The sequence below is a fragment of the Bradyrhizobium sp. CIR18 genome (genome assembly GCF_014198295.1).
GTDB lineage: Bacteria > Pseudomonadota > Alphaproteobacteria > Rhizobiales > Xanthobacteraceae > Bradyrhizobium.
Genome location: NZ_JACIHF010000001.1, coordinates 1,172,372 through 1,193,302, shown reverse-complemented (window position 1 = coordinate 1,193,302; position 20,931 = coordinate 1,172,372). Strand labels below are relative to the sequence as shown.

The following is a 20,931-nucleotide window of genomic DNA, read 5'->3' as shown; positions in this document are numbered from 1 at the left end:
CAATGGCTGACAAGGTCCTGATCTATTCGCGCTTTCCCAAGTCGATGATGGCGCGTTTCGCCGAGCGCTTCGAATTGCTCGACACCGGCGGCAAGCCCGCGGGGGAGGTGCTGTCGGCCGACGAACTCGGCAGCGTCCGCGCGATGCTGACGGCGGGCGGCTCGCCGCTCTGTGCGGAGGCGATGGATCTGTTTCCAAAACTCGGCGCCATCGTCTGCTACGGCACCGGCTATGACGGCGTCGACCTGAAGGCGGCAGCCAGCCGCAATATCGCGGTCGCCCACAGTCCCGGCGCCAATGCGGCCTCGGTTGCCGATATCGCGATGACCCTGATGCTGGCGACGACGCGGCGGATCCTGGTGGCCGACCAATATGTCCGCAGCGGCGATTGGGCCGCCTCGAAGCAATCGCCGATGATGCGCCCGCAGGCCGGCATGCCCGGCCGCCGCATCGGCGTCTACGGCATGGGCGAGATCGGCCGCAAGATCGCAGGCCGCTGCGCGGCCTTCGAGAGCGAAATCGGCTATTTCAGCCGCAGCAAATACGATCTGCCCTATCAATATTTCCCGACCCTGGAGGCGCTGGCCGATTGGTGCAGCGTGTTGATGATCGCGGTCCGGGCAGGGGCCGAGACCCAGCATGTCGTCAATGCCGACATCCTCAGGCGTCTCGGCGCCGACGGCTATGTCGTCAATATCTCTCGCGGATCTGTGATCGACGAGAAAGCGCTGGTCGCCGCCCTCAGCGACAAGACCATCGCCGGCGCCGGCCTCGACGTCTTCGAGAAGGAACCGCACGTCCCCGACGCGCTGACCGCGCTGCCGAACGTGGTGTTCGCCCCGCATATCGGCGGTCACACCCTCGATTCGCACGTCGCCATGCAGAACTGCGTGCTGGCGAACCTGACGGCGTTCTTCGAGGGCAAGCCGCTGCCTTATGCGGTCAAATCGGCCTGAATCGGTCTTTATCGGCCCGGGTCAAGCACCCGCGGCAACGGATTGGAACTGGTGTGAATTTTGCTCTTGGCAAGCAGGCTCTGAGCGGTTAAAGAACCGCTTCCGGACGTGCCGGCTTCGGCTGGCGCGTTCGTGCACGCATTCCGAAAACCGAAGACTGGAGATCATTCCTTTCAGGACGTCCGCAAGGATTTGCCCGAAAAGGAAGAAAAACCCGTCGGCTGGTGGGGTGCGGGCAGAGGTCGGGCGGTTCGCCGGCTGACCTTGTCCTGTCCAAGACTGCAGGCGCCCGCGGGAAGTTTCGACTTCTCAAAGGCTTAATCGCATGGCCTGCATAGACGGGTGAAGACCGGATTTCACTTCGCGTCCAGCTTTAAGGGCTGGTTTGCGGAACGGGTCTGGTTCGGACCTCGACACGCCGTGGGCCCAAGGGCTCCCGGAGGGCAGGCTTTGAATCGTCGTCGTGCCCGGCGTGTCCGAAGGGTTTTGCCCCGAGGTTCAGGTTTGGGTGGGACGATGGGTGCAACCCGGCGGTCCCGCTTTTCGCGATGACCGCCAACCGGAGAGAGCTTGCTGTGGAACGAGCGGCAAAAAAAGAGGCGGTCGAACAGCTCAATGAGGTCTTCAAGACCACGAGCGTCGCGGTCGTTGCTCAATATTCCGGCCTCACCGTCGCCCAGATGCAGAAGCTGCGCCAGCAGATGAAGCAGGCGGGCGCTGCGGTGAAGGTCTCGAAGAACCGTCTCGCCAAAATTGCTCTTGAAGGCACTGACGTCGTTGCCATCGGCCCCATGCTGAAGGGACCGACCGTGATCGCCACTTCGAACGATCCGGTAGCGGCGCCAAAGGTCGCCATCGAATTCGCCAAGGCGAACGAAAAGTTCGTCATCGTCGGCGGCTCGATGGGGAAGACCGTCCTGAATGTCGACGGCGTGAAGGCGCTTGCCTCGCTGCCGTCGCTTGATGAACTGCGCGGCAAGATCGTCGGCCTGCTTGTGGCCCCGGCGACCAAGCTCGCTCAGCTCGCCAATGCGCCCGCGGGCAAGCTCGCGCGCGTCATCCAGGCTCATGCCTCAAAGGGCGAAGCGGCCTGACGCCCTTCGCAAAACTCAAACCCGAACCAGACTTACACGTAAGGAAACTGAACAATGGCTGACTTGCAGAAGATCGTTGACGACCTCTCGAGCCTCACCGTGCTCGAAGCTGCTGAACTGGCGAAGCTCCTCGAAGAAAAGTGGGGCGTTTCGGCTGCCGCGGCTGTCGCCGTGGCCGGCCCGGCTGGTGGTGGCGCTGCCGCCGCTCCGGCGGAAGAGAAGACCGAGTTCACGGTCGTTCTCGCCAGCGCCGGCGACAAGAAGATCGAGGTCATCAAGGAAGTCCGCGCCATCACCGGCCTGGGCCTGAAGGAAGCAAAGGACCTCGTCGAGGGCGCGCCGAAGCCTGTCAAGGAAGGCGTGAACAAGGACGAGGCCGACAAGATCAAGGTCCAGCTCGAGAAGGCTGGCGCGAAGGTCGAGCTCAAGTAAGCACCGCTTACTGACGAGGTCTCGGGCGAGCGTAAGCAGGCCCGGGATCCTGGCTTGCCCTTCAAAAAGGGGTCGGCCTGATGCAAAAGGCGTGCGACGGAACGTCCCGACGCAGGCCGAACACGAAAAAGTGTGGGGATTTGAGGGTTTGCCCCTCGAATCTCCACTATTGTCGCCCCATATCGGTTCGGCAGCACGAAAGCACGGTGGGCAGGGATGCCGGATTCCCTGTAAGCCGTTGGGAGAGCAGGCTATTTCGGGCTTTTGCAGTCCGTGAAGACGATCGTTGTGACGGGCGGGCGCGCACCAGCGCCCCGCGCGTCGTTTTGCGTTTTGAAGGTCTGAAGAACAGATTCAGGACATTTTCGCCTGAAGCTGAGTCTCCGGCCCCCAAAACGGGTTCGAAAAATTCAACCCGGGGAGCGGTGGCAGCCGCGTCCCGGACGGTTCGCCCAGAGCGGGCGACGAAAATGAGAGGCCACGATGGCGCAGCAGACATTCACCGGTCGCAAACGCGTTCGCAAGTTCTTCGGACACATCAAGGAAGTCGCCGAGATGCCGAACCTCATCGAGGTTCAGAAGGCGTCCTATGACCAGTTCCTGATGGTCGATGAACCCCAGGGTGGCCGTCTCGACGAGGGTCTGCAGGCGGTGTTCCGCTCGGTGTTTCCGATCTCCGATTTCTCGGGCACCTCGATGCTGGAATTCGTCCGCTACGAGTTCGAGCAGCCGAAATACGACGTCGACGAGTGCCGCCAGCGCGGCATGACCTTCGCGGCCCCCCTCAAGGTGACGCTGCGCCTCATCGTGTTCGATATCGACGAGGAAACCGGCGCGAAGTCGGTGAAGGACATCAAGGAGCAGGACGTCTACATGGGCGACATTCCGCTCATGACGATGAACGGCACCTTCATCGTCAACGGCACCGAGCGCGTCATCGTCTCGCAGATGCACCGCTCGCCCGGCGTGTTCTTCGATCACGACAAGGGCAAGACCCATTCCTCGGGCAAGCTGCTGTTCGCCGCCCGCGTGATCCCGTATCGCGGCTCCTGGCTCGACATCGAGTTCGACGCCAAGGACATCGTCTATGCGCGTATCGACCGTCGCCGCAAGATTCCGGTGACGTCGCTGATGTTCGCCCTCGGCCTCGACGGCGAGGCGATCCTGTCGACGTTCTACAAGAAGATCCTCTACAAGCGGACCAAGGAAGGCTGGCGCGTTCCGTTCGACGCCAACCGTTTCCGCGGCTACTCGACCATCAACGACCTGATCGATGCCGACACCGGCAAGGTCGTGCTCGAGGCCGGCAAGAAGCTCACCGTCCGCGCCGCCCGCCAGCTCCAGGAGAAGGGGCTGAAGGCGCTGCGCATGGCCGATGAGGAGCTGGTCGGCAACTACATCGCCGAGGACCTCGTCAACCCGAAGACCGGTGAGATCCACGCCGAAGCCGGTGAGGAAATCACCGACAAGTCGATGAAGGTGCTCAACGAGCACGGCTACAAGGAATTGCCGCTGCTCGACATCGACCACGTCAATGTCGGCGCCTACATCCGCAACACGCTCTCGGCCGACAAGAACATGACGCGTGAAGACGCGCTGTTCGACATCTACCGCGTGATGCGTCCGGGCGAGCCGCCGACGCTGGATTCGGCGCAGGCCATGTTCCAGTCGCTGTTCTTCGATGCCGAGCGCTACGACCTCTCCGCGGTCGGCCGCGTCAAGATGAACATGCGCCTCGACCTCGATGCGCCCGACACCCAGCGCACGCTGCGCAAGGAAGACATCCTCTCCGTCATCAAGACGCTGGTGGACCTGCGCGACGGCAAGGGCGAGATCGACGACATCGACCATCTCGGCAACCGCCGCGTGCGCTCGGTCGGCGAGCTCATGGAGAACCAGTACCGCATCGGCCTCCTGCGCATGGAGCGCGCGATCAAGGAGCGCATGTCCTCGGTCGACATCGACACGGTCATGCCGCAGGACCTGATCAACGCGAAGCCGGCGGCTGCCGCCGTGCGCGAGTTCTTCGGCTCCTCGCAGCTCTCGCAGTTCATGGACCAGACCAACCCGCTGTCGGAGATCACCCACAAGCGTCGCCTGTCGGCGCTTGGACCGGGCGGTCTGACCCGCGAGCGTGCCGGCTTCGAGGTGCGCGACGTGCATCCGACGCATTACGGCCGCATCTGCCCGATCGAGACGCCGGAAGGTCCGAACATCGGCCTGATCAACTCGCTCGCGACCTTCGCGCGCGTGAACAAGTACGGCTTCGTCGAGACGCCGTATCGCAAGGTCAAGGACGGCCGCGTCACCGACGAGGTCGTGTACCTCTCGGCGATGGAAGAGGGCCGCTACACGGTCGCGCAGGCCAACGTGCCGCTCGACCCGAAGGGCCGCTTCACCGAAGACCTCGTGGTCTGCCGTCACGCCGGCGAAGTCTTGCCGGTGACGCCCGACAAGGTCGACTACATGGACGTGTCGCCGAAGCAGCTCGTTTCGGTGGCCGCGGCGCTGATCCCGTTCCTCGAGAACGACGACGCCAACCGCGCGCTGATGGGCTCGAACATGCAGCGCCAGGCGGTGCCGCTGGTTCGCGCCGAGGCGCCGTTCGTCGGCACCGGCATGGAAGGCGTGGTTGCGCGTGACTCGGGTGCCGCGATCGCGGCGCGCCGTTCGGGCGTGATCGACCAGATCGACGCCACCCGCGTCGTCATCCGCGCCACGGAAGATCTCGATCCGACCAAGTCGGGCGTCGATATCTACCGCCTGATGAAGTACCAGCGCTCGAACCAGTCGACCTGCATCAACCAGCGTCCGCTGGTGAAGGTCGGCGACATCGTCAAGAAGGGCGACATCATCGCCGACGGTCCGTCGACCGATCTCGGTGAGCTCGCGCTCGGCCGGAACGTGCTCGTCGCGTTCATGCCGTGGAACGGCTACAACTTCGAAGACTCGATCCTGCTCTCCGAGCGGATCGTGAAGGAAGACGTGTTCACCTCGATTCATATCGAAGAGTTCGAGGTGATGGCTCGCGACACCAAGCTCGGACCCGAGGAAATCACCCGCGACATTCCGAACGTCTCGGAAGAAGCGCTGAAGAACCTCGACGAAGCCGGTATCGTCTACATCGGTGCGGAAGTCCGCGCCGGCGACATCCTGGTCGGCAAGATCACGCCGAAGGGCGAGAGCCCGATGACGCCGGAAGAGAAGCTGCTGCGCGCGATCTTCGGCGAAAAGGCTTCCGACGTTCGCGATACCTCGCTGCGCGTTCCCCCGGGCGTGCAGGGCACGATCGTGGAAGTGCGCGTGTTCAACCGTCACGGCGTCGACAAGGACGAGCGTGCGCTGGCGATCGAGCGGGAAGAGATCGAGCGTCTGGCCAAGGACCGCGACGACGAGCAGGCGATTCTGGACCGCAACGTCTACAACCGTCTTGCCGAGCTGCTCGAGGGGCGGCAGGGCATTGCCGGCCCGAAGGGCTTCAAGAAGGACACCAAGATCACCCGTGCGGTGCTCGAGGAGTACCCGAAGTCGCAGTGGTGGCTGTTCGCCTCGCCGAACGACAAGCTGATGGCCGAGATCGAGGCCATGCGGAAGCAGTACGACGAGTCGAAGAAGGGGCTTGAACAGCGCTTCCTCGACAAGGTCGAGAAGCTTCAGCGCGGTGACGAATTGCCGCCCGGCGTGATGAAGATGGTCAAGGTCTTCGTCGCGGTGAAGCGCAAGATCCAGCCCGGCGACAAGATGGCCGGCCGCCACGGCAACAAGGGCGTGGTGTCGAAGATCGTGCCGATCGAGGACATGCCGTTCCTCGAAGACGGTACGCACGCCGACATCGTGCTCAACCCGCTCGGCGTGCCTTCGCGCATGAACGTCGGACAGATCCTCGAGACCCATCTCGGCTGGGCCTGCGCCGGCCTCGGCAAGCGTATCGGCCAGACGGTCGATGCTTACCTGTCGAAGCAGGACATCAAGCCGCTGAAGGAGACCTTGAAGAAGGTCTACGGCGAGGACGAGACGATCAAGTCGCTCAACGACAACGAACTGATCGAGCTCGGCCACAACCTCAGCCGCGGCGTGCCGATCGCGACGCCGGTGTTCGACGGCGCCAAGGAAGCCGACATCGAGGAGATGCTGAAGCTTGCCGGCCTGGATGCGTCGGGTCAGTCGACCGTCTATGACGGCCGCACCGGCGATGCCTTCGATCGCAAGGTGACGGTGGGCTACATCTACATGCTCAAGCTGCACCATCTGGTCGACGACAAGATCCATGCGCGTTCGATCGGTCCGTACTCGCTCGTCACCCAGCAGCCGCTGGGCGGCAAGGCGCAGTTCGGCGGCCAGCGCTTCGGCGAAATGGAGGTGTGGGCGCTCGAGGCTTACGGCGCGGCGTACACGCTCCAGGAGATGCTGACGGTGAAGTCGGACGACGTCGCCGGCCGTACCAAGGTGTACGAGGCGATCGTGCGCGGCGACGACACGTTCGAGGCCGGTATTCCGGAATCGTTCAACGTGCTGGTCAAGGAAATGCGCTCGCTCGGCCTCAACGTCGACCTGCACAACTCCAAGATGGGACCGGCACCGACGTCGGAAGCGGCCGAGTAATTCGACCTGTCATGCCCGGCCTTCGCGGCCGGGCACCGGCGCCCCGTCCGAGGCCTTGAGGGCAGGGCGCCTGCTTGAGTGATTTTCGAATTTGCGGCCGGAGGCGACCGGCACGCGAGGAGAAGACGATGAACCAAGAAATTATGAATCTCTTCAACCCGACGACGCCGGCTCAGGTCTTCGACCAGATCCGGATCTCGATCGCGTCTCCAGAGAAGATTCTGTCCTGGTCCTACGGCGAGATCAAGAAGCCGGAGACCATCAACTACCGCACCTTCAAGCCCGAGCGCGACGGCCTGTTCTGCGCCCGCATCTTCGGGCCGATCAAGGATTACGAGTGCTTGTGCGGCAAGTACAAGCGCATGAAGTACAAGGGTATCATCTGCGAGAAGTGCTCGGTCGAGGTCACGCTTTCGCGCGTCCGGCGCGAGCGCATGGGCCATATCGAGCTCGCAGCGCCCGTCGCCCACATCTGGTTCCTGAAGTCGCTGCCCTCGCGCATCGGCCTCCTGCTGGACATGACGCTGAAGGATCTCGAGCGGATCCTCTACTTCGAATACTACGTCGTGCTCGAGCCGGGCCTCACCGCGCTGAAGGACCGCCAGCTGCTGTCGGAAGACGAGTATCTGAAGGCGCAGGACGAGTACGGCCAGGACAGCTTCACCGCCATGATCGGCGCGGAAGCGATCCGCGAGCTGCTCAAGGGCATGGACCTCGAGAAGCTCGAGGCGACCTTGCGCCTCGAGATGCAGGAGACCGACTCCGACATCAAGCACAAGAAGCTCGCCAAGCGCCTGAAGATCGTGGAAGCGTTCCGCCACTCCGGCAACAAGCCGGAATGGATGATCATGACCGTGGTCCCGGTGATCCCGCCGGACTTGCGTCCGCTGGTGCCGCTCGACGGCGGCCGCTTCGCGACCTCGGACCTCAACGACCTCTACCGCCGCGTCATCAACCGCAACAACCGCTTGAAGCGGCTGATGGAGCTGCGCGCGCCCGACATCATCATCCGCAACGAGAAGCGCATGCTTCAGGAAGCGGTCGATGCGCTGTTCGACAACGGCCGCCGCGGCCGGGTCATCACGGGCGCCAACAAGCGCCCGCTGAAGTCGCTCGCCGACATGCTCAAGGGCAAGCAGGGCCGCTTCCGCCAGAACCTGCTCGGCAAGCGCGTCGACTATTCGGGCCGTTCTGTGATCGTGGTCGGTCCCGAGCTGCGCCTGCATCAGTGCGGCCTGCCGAAGAAGATGGCGCTCGAGCTGTTCAAGCCGTTCATCTATTCGCGGCTCGACGCCAAGGGCCTGTCCACCACGGTGAAGCAGGCCAAGAAGCTGGTCGAGAAGGAGCGGCCCGAGGTCTGGGACATCCTGGATGAGGTCATTCGCGAGCATCCGGTGCTGCTCAACCGCGCACCGACGCTGCATCGTCTCGGCATCCAGGCGTTCGAGCCCGTGCTGATCGAGGGCAAGGCGATCCAGCTTCACCCGCTGGTCTGCTCCGCGTTCAACGCCGACTTCGACGGCGACCAGATGGCCGTGCACGTCCCGCTGTCGCTCGAAGCGCAGCTGGAAGCTCGCGTCCTGATGATGTCGACCAACAACATCCTGCATCCGGCGAACGGACAGCCGATCATCGTGCCGTCGCAGGACATCGTGCTCGGCCTCTACTACGTCTCGATCATGCGCGAAGGCCTGCCCGGCGAGGGCAAGGTGTTCGGCGAGATGGCCGAGCTCGAGCACGCGTTGCATGCGAAGGTCATCCACCTCCACACCAAGATCAAGTACCGGTGGGAAGGCGTCGACGAGACCGGCAAGATCTCGAAGCGCTGGATCGAGACCACCGCCGGCCGCGTCATGCTCGGCAATTTGCTGCCGAAGAACCCGCGCGTCCCCTACGAGATCATCAACAAGCTGATGACCAAGCGCGAGATCTCGGGCGTCATCGACCAGGTCTACCGCCACTGCGGCCAGAAGGAGACGGTGATCTTCTGCGACCGCATCATGGCGCTCGGCTTCTATAACGCGTTCAAGGCCGGCATCTCGTTCGGCAAGGACGACATGGTCGTGCCAAACTCCAAGTGGAAGATCGTCGACACCACCCGTACGCTGGCGAAGGATTTCGAGCAGCAGTACAACGACGGTCTGATCACCCACGGCGAGAAGTACAACAAGGTCGTCGACGCCTGGTCGAAGGCCACGGAAGAAATCGCCAAGGCGATGATGAAGGAGATCTCCGCCACCAAGAAGACGGCGGCCGGAGCCGATGCCGACATCAACTCGATCTACATGATGGCTCACTCCGGTGCCCGTGGTTCGCCGGCCCAGATGCGCCAGCTCGCCGGCATGCGCGGCCTGATGGCCAAGCCGTCGGGCGAGATCATCGAGACGCCGATCATCTCGAACTTCAAGGAAGGCCTCTCGGTGCTCGAGTACTTCAACTCGACCCACGGCGCCCGCAAGGGTCTCGCGGACACCGCGTTGAAGACCGCGAACTCGGGCTACCTGACCCGTCGTCTCGTCGACGTCGCGCAGGACTGCATCATCACGCAGAGCGACTGCGGCACCAAGCTCGGCATCAAGATGCGCGCCATCGTCGATGCCGGCACCGTGGTTGCTTCGCTCGGTTCGCGCATCCTTGGACGCACGGCCTGCGAAGACATCCGTGACAGCTCGGGCAAGGTGATCATCAAGCGCGATACGCTGATGGAAGAAAGCCATCTGGACGCCATCCAGCAGGGTGGTGTGCAGGAGGTGAAGATCCGCTCGGCACTGACCTGCGAACTCGTCAACGGCATCTGCGGCAAGTGCTACGGCCGCGACCTCGCCCGCGGCACGCCGGTCAACCACGGCGAAGCGGTCGGCGTCATCGCGGCGCAGTCGATCGGCGAGCCGGGCACCCAGCTCACGATGCGTACGTTCCACATCGGTGGTGCGGCGCAGCTCAACGAGCAGTCGTTCGTCGAAGCCAATTTCGACGGCAAGATCGTGATCAGGAACAAGGCCATCGCCCGCAACAGCGAAGGTCACCTGGTCGCGATGGTGCGCAACATGGTGGTGGCGATCGTCGATGCCGACGGCACCGAGCGTGCGACGCACCGTGTCCAGTACGGCTCGCGCCTGCATGTCGACGAAGGCGATATGGTCAAGCGCGGCCAGCGCGTCGTCGAGTGGGATCCCTACACCCGTCCGCTCCTCACCGAGGTCGAAGGTACCATCGGCTTCGAGGATCTGGTCGAGGGGCAGTCGATCTCGGAAACGCTCGACGAAGCCACCGGTATCGCCAAGCGCGTGGTCATCGACTGGCGCTCGACCCGCGGCGGTGCGGACCTGCGTCCGGCCATCGTGGTCAAGGGCAAGGATGGCAAGGTGCTCAAGCTCGCCCGTGGCGGCGATGCCCGCTACATGCTGTCGGTCGACGCCATTCTCTCGGTCGACGTCGGCGTCAAGGTCAATCCGGGCGACATCCTCGCCCGGGTCTCGACCGAAAGCGCCAAGACGCGTGACATCACCGGCGGTCTGCCGCGGGTGGCGGAACTGTTCGAGGCACGGCGTCCGAAGGATGCGGCGATCATCGCCGAAATCGCGGGCACCATCCGGTTCGGGCGCGACTACAAGAACAAGCGTCGCATCTCGATCGAGCCGATGGACAAGACCGACGAGCCGCGCGAGTACCTGATCCCGAAGGGCAAGCACATCCACCTTCAGGACGGCGACGTCGTCGAAAAGGGCGACTTCATCGTGGAAGGCAACCCGGCGCCGCACGACATCCTGGCGGTCAAGGGCATCGAGGAACTCGCGGCCTATCTGGTCAACGAGATCCAGGAGGTCTACCGGCTCCAGGGCGTGCTCATCAACGACAAGCACATCGAGGTGATTGTCCGTCAGATGCTCCAGAAGGTGGAAGTCACCGACCAGGGCGATACGGACATGATCTCGGGCGAGCAGGTCGACAAGATCGAGTTCGACGCGCTGAACGAGAAGGCCAAGGAAGAGGGCAAGAAGCCCGCCACGGGGACGCCGGTTCTGCTCGGCATCACCAAGGCGAGCCTCCAGACCCGTTCGTTCTTCTCGGCGGCCTCGTTCCAGGAGACCACCCGCGTCCTCACGGAAGCGGCGGTCAACGGCAAGGTCGATCCGCTCGAAGGCCTCAAGGAGAACGTCATCGTCGGCCGGCTGATTCCGGCAGGCACCGGCGCCTCCATGGCCAAGATTCGCGAAGTCGCCATGAAGCGCGACAAGCTGATCCTGGACGAGCGCGAGAAGCAGGCGGCGGTCGTGTCGCCCGCGCCGGAAGCGGAGCTTCCTGCGCTGCCGCCCGCGGAATGATCGTTCATCCGTAGGACTACCGAGGACAATGAAAAGGCCGGCGAAAGCCGGCCTTTTTGTTGCTTTGCTTGTCTGTTGCGATGCGGGATCAACCTTTGTTCATCTTTCCTTCAGCCGCAAAAGCGCTTCTGCTAGGAGAGTTTAGACCGGTGGTCCCGTGAAGGGGGCGGGCCGGAGACCACGGAACTCACATGCTTGATCTCGCAATCGTAGGCGGCGGCCCCGGCGGGCTGATGAGCGCTTGGTATCTGAAGCGCAAGCTTGGCGATCTCTGTCGCGTCACCATCTACGAGGCCTCCGATCGGCTCGGCGGCAAGATCGTCACCCGCAAGTTCGATTCCGCACCTGCGATGTACGAGGCCGGCGTTGCCGAGATCTACGACTACTCGATGACCGGGCCGGATCCGCTGCGCGAGCTGATCCAGCATTTCGGGCTGCAGACGATCCCGATGGATGCCGAGCAGGTGCAGTTCGGCGGCGAGCTTCTCGACGACGTGCCGGGCATGCGCCGCAAGTATGGCGCCAAAACCGCCGCAGCGATCGAGGCGTTCCGCAAGCGCTGTGCCGAGGCGATGTCGCCGATCGAATATTACGAGGGCGTCGGCGCGCACGACAACGAGAACCCCTGGGCCTACAAGACCGCCGAGCAGGTGCTCGACGAGGAGGTCGAGGACGAAACCGCAAAGCGCTTCTTCAAGGTGATGGCGCGCTCCGACATCGCGACCGAAAGCCACAACACCAACGGCCTCAACGCGCTCAAGAACTATCTGATGGATGTCGACGGCTATATCGGCCTCTATTCCATCCAGAACGGCAACGAGCAGCTGATCGAGTGCCTGCAGTCGGAGGTGAACGCCGACATCCAGCTCAATCACCGCGTGCTCACAGTCGGCAAGGCGCCGACCGGGCGCTACCAGCTCAAGATGATGAACGGCAAGGGACCGGAGACGCGTGACTTCGATCTCGTGCTGGTCTGCCTGCCGCATTCCTGGCTCGCCACCATGGGGTGGGAAGGCGAACAGCTCCGCAAGTCGATGGTCAAGCACGTCTCTTACTTCGACCGTCCCGCGCATTACCTGCGCGTCTCGATCCTGTTCGACACGCCGTTCTGGGGCGAGAAGATTCCGGGCGCCTGGTTCATGTCGGAAGCGTTCGGCGGCTGCTGCGTCTACAACGAGGGTGCGCGCCACGACGTCGGCAAGCACGGCGTGCTGAACTGGCTGATTCCCGGCTCCGACGCGCTGGCCTTCGCCAATCTGTCCGACCAGGAGCTGATCGATGCCGCGCTGAAATCGCTGCCGGCCTCGCTCGGCGATGCGCGCCAGCATTTCATGGAAGGCAAGATCCACCGCTGGTTGTCGTCGGTGAACGCGATTCCTGGCGGCCTGCCGGTGCGCGACGTCATGACCAATCACCGGCCCGAGCCGAAGGAGCATCCCGGCATCGTGGTGGTCGGCGACTATCTGTTCGACTCGACCCTGAACGGCCTGCTCGACTCCTCGGATGCGGCGACCGACATCATCCTGACCGAGATGATGCGCCTGCGCCGCGAGCGCGCGCAGGACGACAAGCCGCTCTCCGACAAGATCGACCGCGACTATTTCGAGAACTATCGCGGCCTCGGCCCGTATCACGAGGCGTGGCGCCACTTCACCGATCCCGATTACCTCACACGGCTGCTCGGCATCGTCTGGGGCAAGACCAAGGGCGCCAAGCTGCTCGTCGCGGGCTCGGCCAGCGGCGAATTGGTCGGCGCGCTACGCGAGCGCGGCATCGATGCCTTCGGCATCGAGAGCAACCGCGCCATCCACGCCAGGACGCCGAAGGCGCTGAAGAAGTACAACAAGCTCGGCTCGATCACCGACATGCCGTTCAAGGACGGCGCGTTCGACTTCGTGTTCGAGACCAGCCTCTGCCACGTTTCCCCGAAGCAGGTGGTCCGCGCGATCAAGGAACTGAACCGCGTGGTCAAGACCGGCCTCGTGTTCGGCTCGATTACCTCGGACATGGCGCCGGCGCTGATCGACCGCTACGACCTCCTGCGCGGGGTCAAGAAACTCGGCACCTGGTGGGAATGGTCCGAGCTGTTCTTCGGCAACGGTTTCGACCTCTCGATGCACCGCAAGGACTGCACCGATGCGCTCTGGGAGGCCACGCTCGCCGCCAACAAGGGGCCGGGGCAGTGGTACGCCGACGCCGACAGTCTGCGCTATTCCTTCTTCGACAAGGTCGAGGACGAAGACGAGGACTAGCCGCGGGGCGCGCGTCGAATTCGCCAATTGTTTTGCCGAATTCATCCTGATCGCATAGAATCGGGTTCAATAGCGGCTTGCCGCTATGTTCTGCTTTCTCTGCGGTCATGCCGGCCGTCAGCATCGGTTGGTTTCATGGCATCCAAGCCTCTTTCGCCCGACAAACAGAAGCTCGCCGCCGAAGAGGCGGCCGAGCTCGACGACAAGCTCGCCTCGGCTGCCAAGCCGGACCTCGAAGACGACGAGGACGCCGAAGACGAGGCGGACGACGAGCTGGAGCTCGACGACGACGATGAGGACGAGGACCTCGTCGTCTTCACCGCGCGCGAGGCCGCCGGCGCGCTCGCGACCATCGTCGGGTTCGTCAAGCCGTTCCTGGCGAACTACAAGCGGATGCTCTCCTTCGTGGCGTTCGGCGTCTGCGTCGAGACGCTGTTCAACGTCATCATGCCGCTCAGCCTCAAGTTCCTGATCGACGACGCGCTCGGCGAGGAGGATTTCCAGGCGCTGTACAAGATCCTCGGCGTGCTCGCCGTCGCCGGCATCTTCACCTCGATCGTCGCGGTCTGGTACGAGCGCTGGGACGCGCGATTGGCGGCCTGCATCATCTCCGACGTCCGCAAGCGCCTGTTCGAGCACGTTCAGGACCTGCCGGCGGCCTATTTCGGCCGCACCAAGCGCGGCGAGATCCTGTCGCGCTTCTCCGTCGACCTCTCGGCCTTCGAAGGCTCGGTCAAGACGTTTGCCAACAGTGCCGCGCTGCCCTTTCTGGAATTGGTTGCCGGCATCATCCTAATGGTGTTCCTGAACTGGCAGCTCGCGGCGGTCGCGCTGCTCGTGTTCCCGATCACACTGATCGGTCCGCGGATCCTGACGCCGAAGGCGGTGCAGGCCAATTACGAGCAGAAGCTCAACGAAAGCGCGCTGCTCGGCATGGTGCAGGAGAACGTGGCGGCGCAGGCCGTGATCAAGGCGTTCAGCCTGCAGCGCAAGATGTTCGGCTTCTTCACCTTCCGCAACGACGAGACGCGCAACAAGATCGCCTCGGCCGCGTTCCTGTCGACCATGGTGGAGCGGACGGTCACCATCTCGGTGCTGATGCTGCACCTCGTGGTGCTCGCGATCGGCGCCTATCTCGCCACCAAGGGCCAGATCACCATCGGCACCTTCGTCACCTTCGAGAGCGCGTTCTGGGAGGTCTCCTACAACATCGCTCATGTCATGCATTTCATCCCGGTGTCGATCTCCTCGGCCGCCGCGATCCGGCACATGCAGGAGCTGCTGGACGAGCCGACTCGCGCTGCCGACCGCCCCGGCGCACCCGACCTGCCGCGCATCACCAACGACATCACCTTCGATCACGTCACCTTCCAGTACGAGGGCAGCCAGACGCCGGTGCTGGACAATCTCAGCCTCAAGCTCAATGCGGGCAAGCGCATCGCGATCGTCGGCCCGAGCGGCTCCGGCAAGAGCACGTTGCTCAATTTGATCCTGCGGCTTTACGTGCCCGACGAGGGCCGCGTCACCATCGACGGTGTCGACGTCCGCAAGGTGACGCTGGATTCGCTGCGCCGGAGCATGGCGGTGGTGTTCCAGGAGAACATGCTGTTCAACATGTCGATCCGCGAGAACATCCGGCTCGGCAAGGAGGGAGCGACCGACGAGGAGGTGGAGGAGGCGGCCAAGAAGGCCGAGATCCACCGCTATATCATGAGCCTGCCGCAGCGATACGACACGCCGGTCGGCGAGCGCGGCGACACCCTGTCGGGCGGCCAGCGCCAGCGCATCGCGATCGCGCGCGCGGTTATCCGCAATCCCTCGGTGCTGCTGCTGGACGAAGCCACCTCGGCGCTGGACCAGACCACGGAAGCCGCGATCAACCGCACGCTGCTCAAGGTCGCCAAGGGGCGCACCATGATCTGGTCGACCCACCGCCTGACCTCGGTGGTGGAGATGGACGAGATCATCGTGATCTCGGGGGGAAGGGCGATCGAGCGGGGCTCGCATGCCCAGCTGCTTGCCAAGAACGGGACCTATCGCAAGCTCTGGAACGACCAGATCCACCAGCCGCATGGCGCGGCGGCTCACGCCGACGACGGCAGCGACGATGAGGACGAAGACGACCTCGAGGATGATGAGGACGAGGACGACGAGGAGGAATGACCGAGCTCGCACCGATTCTATGCGGCCATCGGTGTGCGCTTGATTCCCGACGTGACGATGCGCTCTTCGGTCAGAAAAAGCCCGGTCGGATAGCTCACATGCGGATAGGTCAGGACCGTCGGAAGCCTCGCGGCCGATATCCCGGGCGTTGGTCGCGCCGGGCAACCTCCGCCGATTTTGGTGACGTCCCCGCCGCCGATTGCTGCTGAAGCGGTTAGATTTGCGGCTCCCGCATAAAAAAGCCAATGCTCCGCGACACAAAAGTGCTTTTTGTCCGGATATAAATAGCCGCGAGGCTGGCGAAATGAAGGCTGCGGTCCCATATCGGAGTGGTGCGGCGAGGGCGGCAAACACCGATTTTGACAGGCTCCTGAAGCGGTTCGTGGCTGTCGTTTCGCCTTGACTTGATCGATTCTCACTTATAGAAAGCGCCTCACTTAACGACAGGCGGTGAGCATCGCCAGCGTCGGAACGGGCCACCCGTTAGATCCCCGCGGACTAGAGCCACAAGGGATCGCTCAAGGCGGGCACCAACCTCGACGAATGCCGCTCAAACGCTGTCGCTCATAGCTAGGCAATGCCAGTGCGATTCTAGTTCTCTTGAGCTTATTCTCTTGAGATCGAATTCGGATGCATGACCTCAGTGCGCGGGCCGCGGCTTTATGCTGACCGGCCTCAATACTGCGGTCCTCTGTGGCGTCGAAGCGCTTTCCGCCCGTTGATGGGGCGGTTGGCGCGATTTCGCTTTGTGCGGATTGTTCCGCGGAAGGTGACCTCGTCGGGCAGGTAGCTCGAAAGAATTTGCAGTCCCGGCGACGGGCTGCGGCAAGACAGCGGATCCGAAAAGGATCTGCGACAGAACAAAGGGTAAGGCCAGGATGCCGACGATCAACCAGCTGATCGCTCAACCGCGTGAAGTGCAGAAGTCGCGCAAGAAGGTGCCGGCGCTGCAGCAGTCGCCGCAGAAGCGTGGTGTTTGCACCCGCGTCTACACCACGACCCCGAAGAAGCCGAACTCGGCGCTTCGTAAGGTCGCCAAGGTGCGCCTGACCAACGGCTTCGAGGTGATCGGCTACATCCCCGGTGAGGGCCATAACCTTCAGGAGCACTCGGTGGTCATGATCCGCGGCGGTCGCGTCAAGGACTTGCCCGGCGTGCGCTACCACATCCTCCGCGGCGTTCTGGATACCCAGGGCGTCAAGAACCGTAAGCAGCGTCGTTCGAAGTACGGCGCGAAGCGTCCGAAGTAAGCGGGAACCAGGTCCATGTCTCGTCGCCACTCAGCGGAAAAGCGCGAAGTCCTTCCCGATCCGAAGTTCGGGAACATCATCGTCACGAAGTTCATGAACTCTGTGATGTACGCCGGCAAGAAGTCGGTCGCCGAAGGCATCGTCTACGGTGCGTTCGGTATCATCGAAACCAAGACCAAGCAGAACCCGCTCGGCGTGTTCGAGCAGGCACTCGAGAACGTCATGCCGACGATCGAAGTGCGCTCCCGCCGCGTCGGCGGCGCGACCTACCAGGTTCCGGTCGAAGTTCGTTCGACCCGCCGTCAGGCGCTGGGCATCCGCTGGCTGATCTCCGCTGCGCGTGATCGCAACGAGAAGACCATGACCGAGCGGCTCTCGGCCGAGCTGTTGGACGCCTCGAACAACCGCGGGAATGCCGTCAAGAAGCGCGAAGACGTGCACCGGATGGCGGAAGCCAACCGCGCCTTCTCGCACTATCGCTGGTAACGGCGACACACGGAATCTAAGGAACACCCTATGCCCCGCGTTCATGCCATAGAGAATTACCGCAACTTCGGTATCATGGCGCATATCGATGCCGGCAAGACCACGACCACCGAGCGCATCCTCTATTACACCGGCAAGAGCCACAAGATCGGCGAAGTGCACGAAGGTGCCGCGACGATGGACTGGATGGAGCAGGAGCAGGAGCGTGGCATCACGATCACCTCGGCTGCGACCACTGCATTCTGGGCCGGCAAGCGCCTGAACATCATCGACACCCCCGGCCACGTCGACTTCACCATCGAAGTCGAGCGTTCGCTGCGCGTGCTCGACGGCGCCGTCTGCGTGCTCGACTCGAACCAGGGCGTTGAGCCCCAGACCGAGACCGTCTGGCGCCAGGGCGACAAGTACAAGGTTCCGCGCATCGTCTTCGCCAACAAGATGGACAAGACCGGCGCCGACTTCTTCAAGTGCCTGGCCGACATCGTCGACCGCCTCGGCGCCAAGCCGATCGCGATCCAGCTTCCGATCGGCGCCGAGAACAACTTCAAGGGTCTCGTCGACCTCGTGAAGATGCAGGGCATCATCTGGAACGATGAATCGCTCGGCGCGAAGTTCGATTATGTCGACATTCCGGAAGATCTGGTCGAGCAGGCCAAGGAATACCGCGAGAAGATGGTGGAAGCCGCCGTCGAGCTCGACGACGACGCCATGGCCGCCTATCTCGACGGCAAGGAGCCGGACGAAGAGACGCTGAAGCGGCTGATCCGCAAGGCGGTTCTGACCGGTGCGTTCTATCCGGTGCTGTGCGGCTCGGCCTTCAAGAACAAGGGCGTGCAGCCGCTGCTCGACGCCGTCGTCGACTATCTGCCGTCGCCGATCGACGTGCCCGCGATCAAGGGCACCGACGACCGCGGCAACGAAGTCGTGCGCAAGGCGGACGACAAGGAGCCGCTCGCGCTGCTCGCGTTCAAGATCATGGACGACCCGTTCGTCGGCACCATCACCTTCTGCCGCATCTACTCCGGCGTTCTGCAGAGCGGCACCGGCGTCGTGAACTCGACCCGCGAGAAGAAGGAGCGCATCGGGCGCATGCTCTTGATGCATGCGAACAACCGCGAAGACATCAAGGAAGCCTATGCCGGCGACATCGTCGCGCTGGCCGGCCTGAAGGAAGCGCGCACCGGTGACACGCTGTGCGATCCCGACAAGCAGGTGATCCTCGAGAAGATGGAATTCCCCGAGCCGGTCATCGAGATCGCGATCGAGCCGAAGTCCAAGGCCGACCAGGAAAAGCTGGGCGTGGCGCTGGCCAAGCTCGCTGCGGAGGATCCGTCCTTCCGCGTGTCGACCGACCAGGAGTCCGGCCAGACCATCCTCAAGGGCATGGGCGAACTCCATCTCGACATCAAGGTCGACATCCTCAAGCGTACCTACAAGGTCGACGCCAACATCGGCGCGCCCCAGGTTGCGTTCCGTGAGCGCGTCACCAAGAAGGCCGAGGTCAAGTACACCCACAAGAAGCAGACCGGCGGTACCGGTCAGTTCGCGGAAGTGTCGATCGTGGTCGAGCCGAACGAGCCCGGCAAGGGCTACGAGTTCGAGTCCAAGATCGTCGGTGGTGCGGTTCCGAAGGAATACATCCCCGGCGTCGAAAAGGGCCTCAACAGCGTGATGAGCTCTGGTGTCGTCGCGGGCTTCCCCGTGGTCGACGTCAAGGTTCAGCTCGTCGACGGCAAGTATCACGACGTCGACTCGTCGGCGCTCGCCTTCGAAATCGCATCGCGCGCGGCATTCCGCGAAGCCTTGCAGAAGGGCAAGTCCGTCCTGCTCGAGCCGATCATGAAGGTCGAAGTGGTGACCCCGGAAGACTACACCGGCTCGGTCATCGGCGACCTGAATTCGCGGCGCGGTCAGATCCAGGGTCAGGACATGCGCGGCAACGCCAACGTCATCAATGCGATGGTGCCGCTCATGAACATGTTCGGTTACGTGAATAACCTGCGCTCGATGAGCCAGGGTCGCGCAACCTTCACCATGCAGTTCGACCACTACGCAGAAGCGCCGGCCAACGTGTCGGCAGAAGTCCAGAAGAAGTTTGCCTGATTGTCGTCGGTCACGAACTGACGATTGAACGGAGAGTCAAATGGCCAAAGCAAAGTTTGAACGTAACAAGCCGCACTGCAACATCGGCACCATCGGTCACGTCGACCATGGCAAGACGTCGCTGACCGCGGCGATCACCAAGGTTCTCGCCGAAGCCGGCGGTGCGACGTTCACCGCGTACGACCAGATCGACAAGGCGCCGGAAGAGAAGGCGCGCGGCATCACCATCTCGACCGCGCACGTCGAGTACGAGACGCCGAACCGCCACTACGCCCACGTGGACTGCCCCGGCCACGCCGACTACGTCAAGAACATGATCACCGGCGCCGCCCAGATGGACGGTGCGATCCTGGTCGTGTCCGCCGCTGACGGCCCGATGCCGCAGACCCGCGAGCACATCCTGCTCGCCCGCCAGGTCGGCGTGCCCGCGCTCGTCGTGTTCCTCAACAAGTGCGACATGGTCGACGATCCGGAACTGCTCGAGCTCGTCGAGCTCGAAGTCCGCGAGCTGCTCTCGAAGTACGACTTCCCGGGCGACAAGATCCCGATCATCAAGGGTTCGGCGCTCGCCGCTCTCGAAGATTCCGACAAGAAGCTCGGCCACGACGCCATCCTCGAGCTGATGAAGAACGTCGACGAGTACATCCCGCAGCCGGAGCGTCCGATCGACCAGCCGTTCCTGATGCCGGTTGAAGACGTGTTCTCGATCTCGGGCCGCGGCACCGTCGTGACCGGCCGTGTCGAGCGCGGCATCGTCAAGGTCGGCGAGGAAATCGAGATCGTCGGTCTCCGTGCGACCCAGAAGACGACCGTTACCGGCGTCGAAATGTTCCGCAAGCTGCTCGATCAGGGCCAGGCCGGCGACAACATCGGTGCGCTGCTCCGCGGCACCAAGCGCGAAGACGTCGAGCGCGGCCAGGTGCTGTGCAAGCCGGGTTCGGTCAAGCCGCACACCAAGTTCAAGGCTGAGGCTTACATCCTCACCAAGGAAGAGGGCGGTCGCCACACCCCGTTCTTCACCAACTACCGTCCGCAGTTCTACTTCCGCACCACCGACGTGACCGGTGTCGTGCACCTGCCGGAAGGCACCGAGATGGTGATGCCGGGCGACAACATCGCGATGGAAGTGCACCTGATCGTGCCGATCGCGATGGAAGAGAAGCTCCGCTTCGCGATCCGCGAAGGTGGCCGCACCGTCGGCGCCGGCGTCGTCGCCTCGATCATCGAGTAACAAGCGAATAGGGAATGGTGAGTGGCGAATAGGGATT

Annotated in this window: 11 protein-coding genes; all 11 read left to right on the top strand. The window is 63.1% G+C overall.

Annotated features, from left to right (window positions below):
- The first annotated feature begins 2 nt into the window (after nt 1-2).
- Complete coding sequence (locus tag GGD65_RS05885; RefSeq protein WP_183234628.1) at nt 3-956, top strand: 2-hydroxyacid dehydrogenase; 954 nt, start codon at nt 3-5, stop codon at nt 954-956.
- 575 nt (nt 957-1,531) lie between these two features.
- The gene (gene rplJ / locus GGD65_RS05880) at nt 1,532-2,050 is read left to right on the top strand and encodes a 50S ribosomal protein L10 (protein ID WP_018322254.1); all 519 of its coding nucleotides are present in this window, start codon (nt 1,532-1,534) and stop codon (nt 2,048-2,050) included.
- A 54-nt stretch (nt 2,051-2,104) separates the two neighbouring features.
- Nucleotides 2,105-2,482, top strand: coding sequence for a 50S ribosomal protein L7/L12 (gene rplL / locus GGD65_RS05875; protein ID WP_018322255.1), 378 nt, complete (start codon nt 2,105-2,107; stop codon nt 2,480-2,482).
- A gap of 483 nt (nt 2,483-2,965) precedes the next feature.
- Complete coding sequence (gene rpoB, locus GGD65_RS05870; protein WP_018322256.1) at nt 2,966-7,084, top strand: DNA-directed RNA polymerase subunit beta; 4,119 nt, start codon at nt 2,966-2,968, stop codon at nt 7,082-7,084.
- 128 nt (nt 7,085-7,212) lie between these two features.
- Nucleotides 7,213-11,409, top strand: a complete 4,197-nt coding sequence (gene rpoC, locus GGD65_RS05865) for a DNA-directed RNA polymerase subunit beta' (RefSeq protein ID WP_183234627.1) — start codon at nt 7,213-7,215, stop codon at nt 11,407-11,409.
- A gap of 191 nt (nt 11,410-11,600) precedes the next feature.
- On the top strand, nt 11,601-13,661 hold the full coding sequence (locus tag GGD65_RS05860; RefSeq protein ID WP_183234626.1) for an FAD-dependent oxidoreductase: 2,061 nt from the start codon (nt 11,601-11,603) through the stop codon (nt 13,659-13,661).
- A gap of 135 nt (nt 13,662-13,796) precedes the next feature.
- Nucleotides 13,797-15,824 (top strand): ABC transporter ATP-binding protein, encoded by a 2,028-nt coding sequence (locus tag GGD65_RS05855; RefSeq protein ID WP_092260221.1) that lies wholly within the window; start codon nt 13,797-13,799, stop codon nt 15,822-15,824.
- An 878-nt stretch (nt 15,825-16,702) separates the two neighbouring features.
- Entirely contained in the window at nt 16,703-17,074 is a 372-nt protein-coding gene (gene rpsL / locus GGD65_RS05850; RefSeq protein ID WP_007603006.1) for a 30S ribosomal protein S12, read from the top strand.
- A 15-nt stretch (nt 17,075-17,089) separates the two neighbouring features.
- Nucleotides 17,090-17,560, top strand: a complete 471-nt coding sequence (gene rpsG / locus GGD65_RS05845; protein WP_018322260.1) for a 30S ribosomal protein S7 — start codon at nt 17,090-17,092, stop codon at nt 17,558-17,560.
- A gap of 30 nt (nt 17,561-17,590) precedes the next feature.
- Nucleotides 17,591-19,663: an elongation factor G gene (gene fusA, locus GGD65_RS05840; RefSeq protein WP_018322261.1), complete on the top strand. Its 2,073-nt coding sequence runs from the start codon at nt 17,591-17,593 to the stop codon at nt 19,661-19,663.
- 40 nt (nt 19,664-19,703) lie between these two features.
- Nucleotides 19,704-20,894, top strand: a complete 1,191-nt coding sequence (gene tuf, locus GGD65_RS05835; protein WP_008136415.1) for an elongation factor Tu — start codon at nt 19,704-19,706, stop codon at nt 20,892-20,894.
- Nucleotides 20,895-20,931 lie beyond the last annotated feature (37 nt).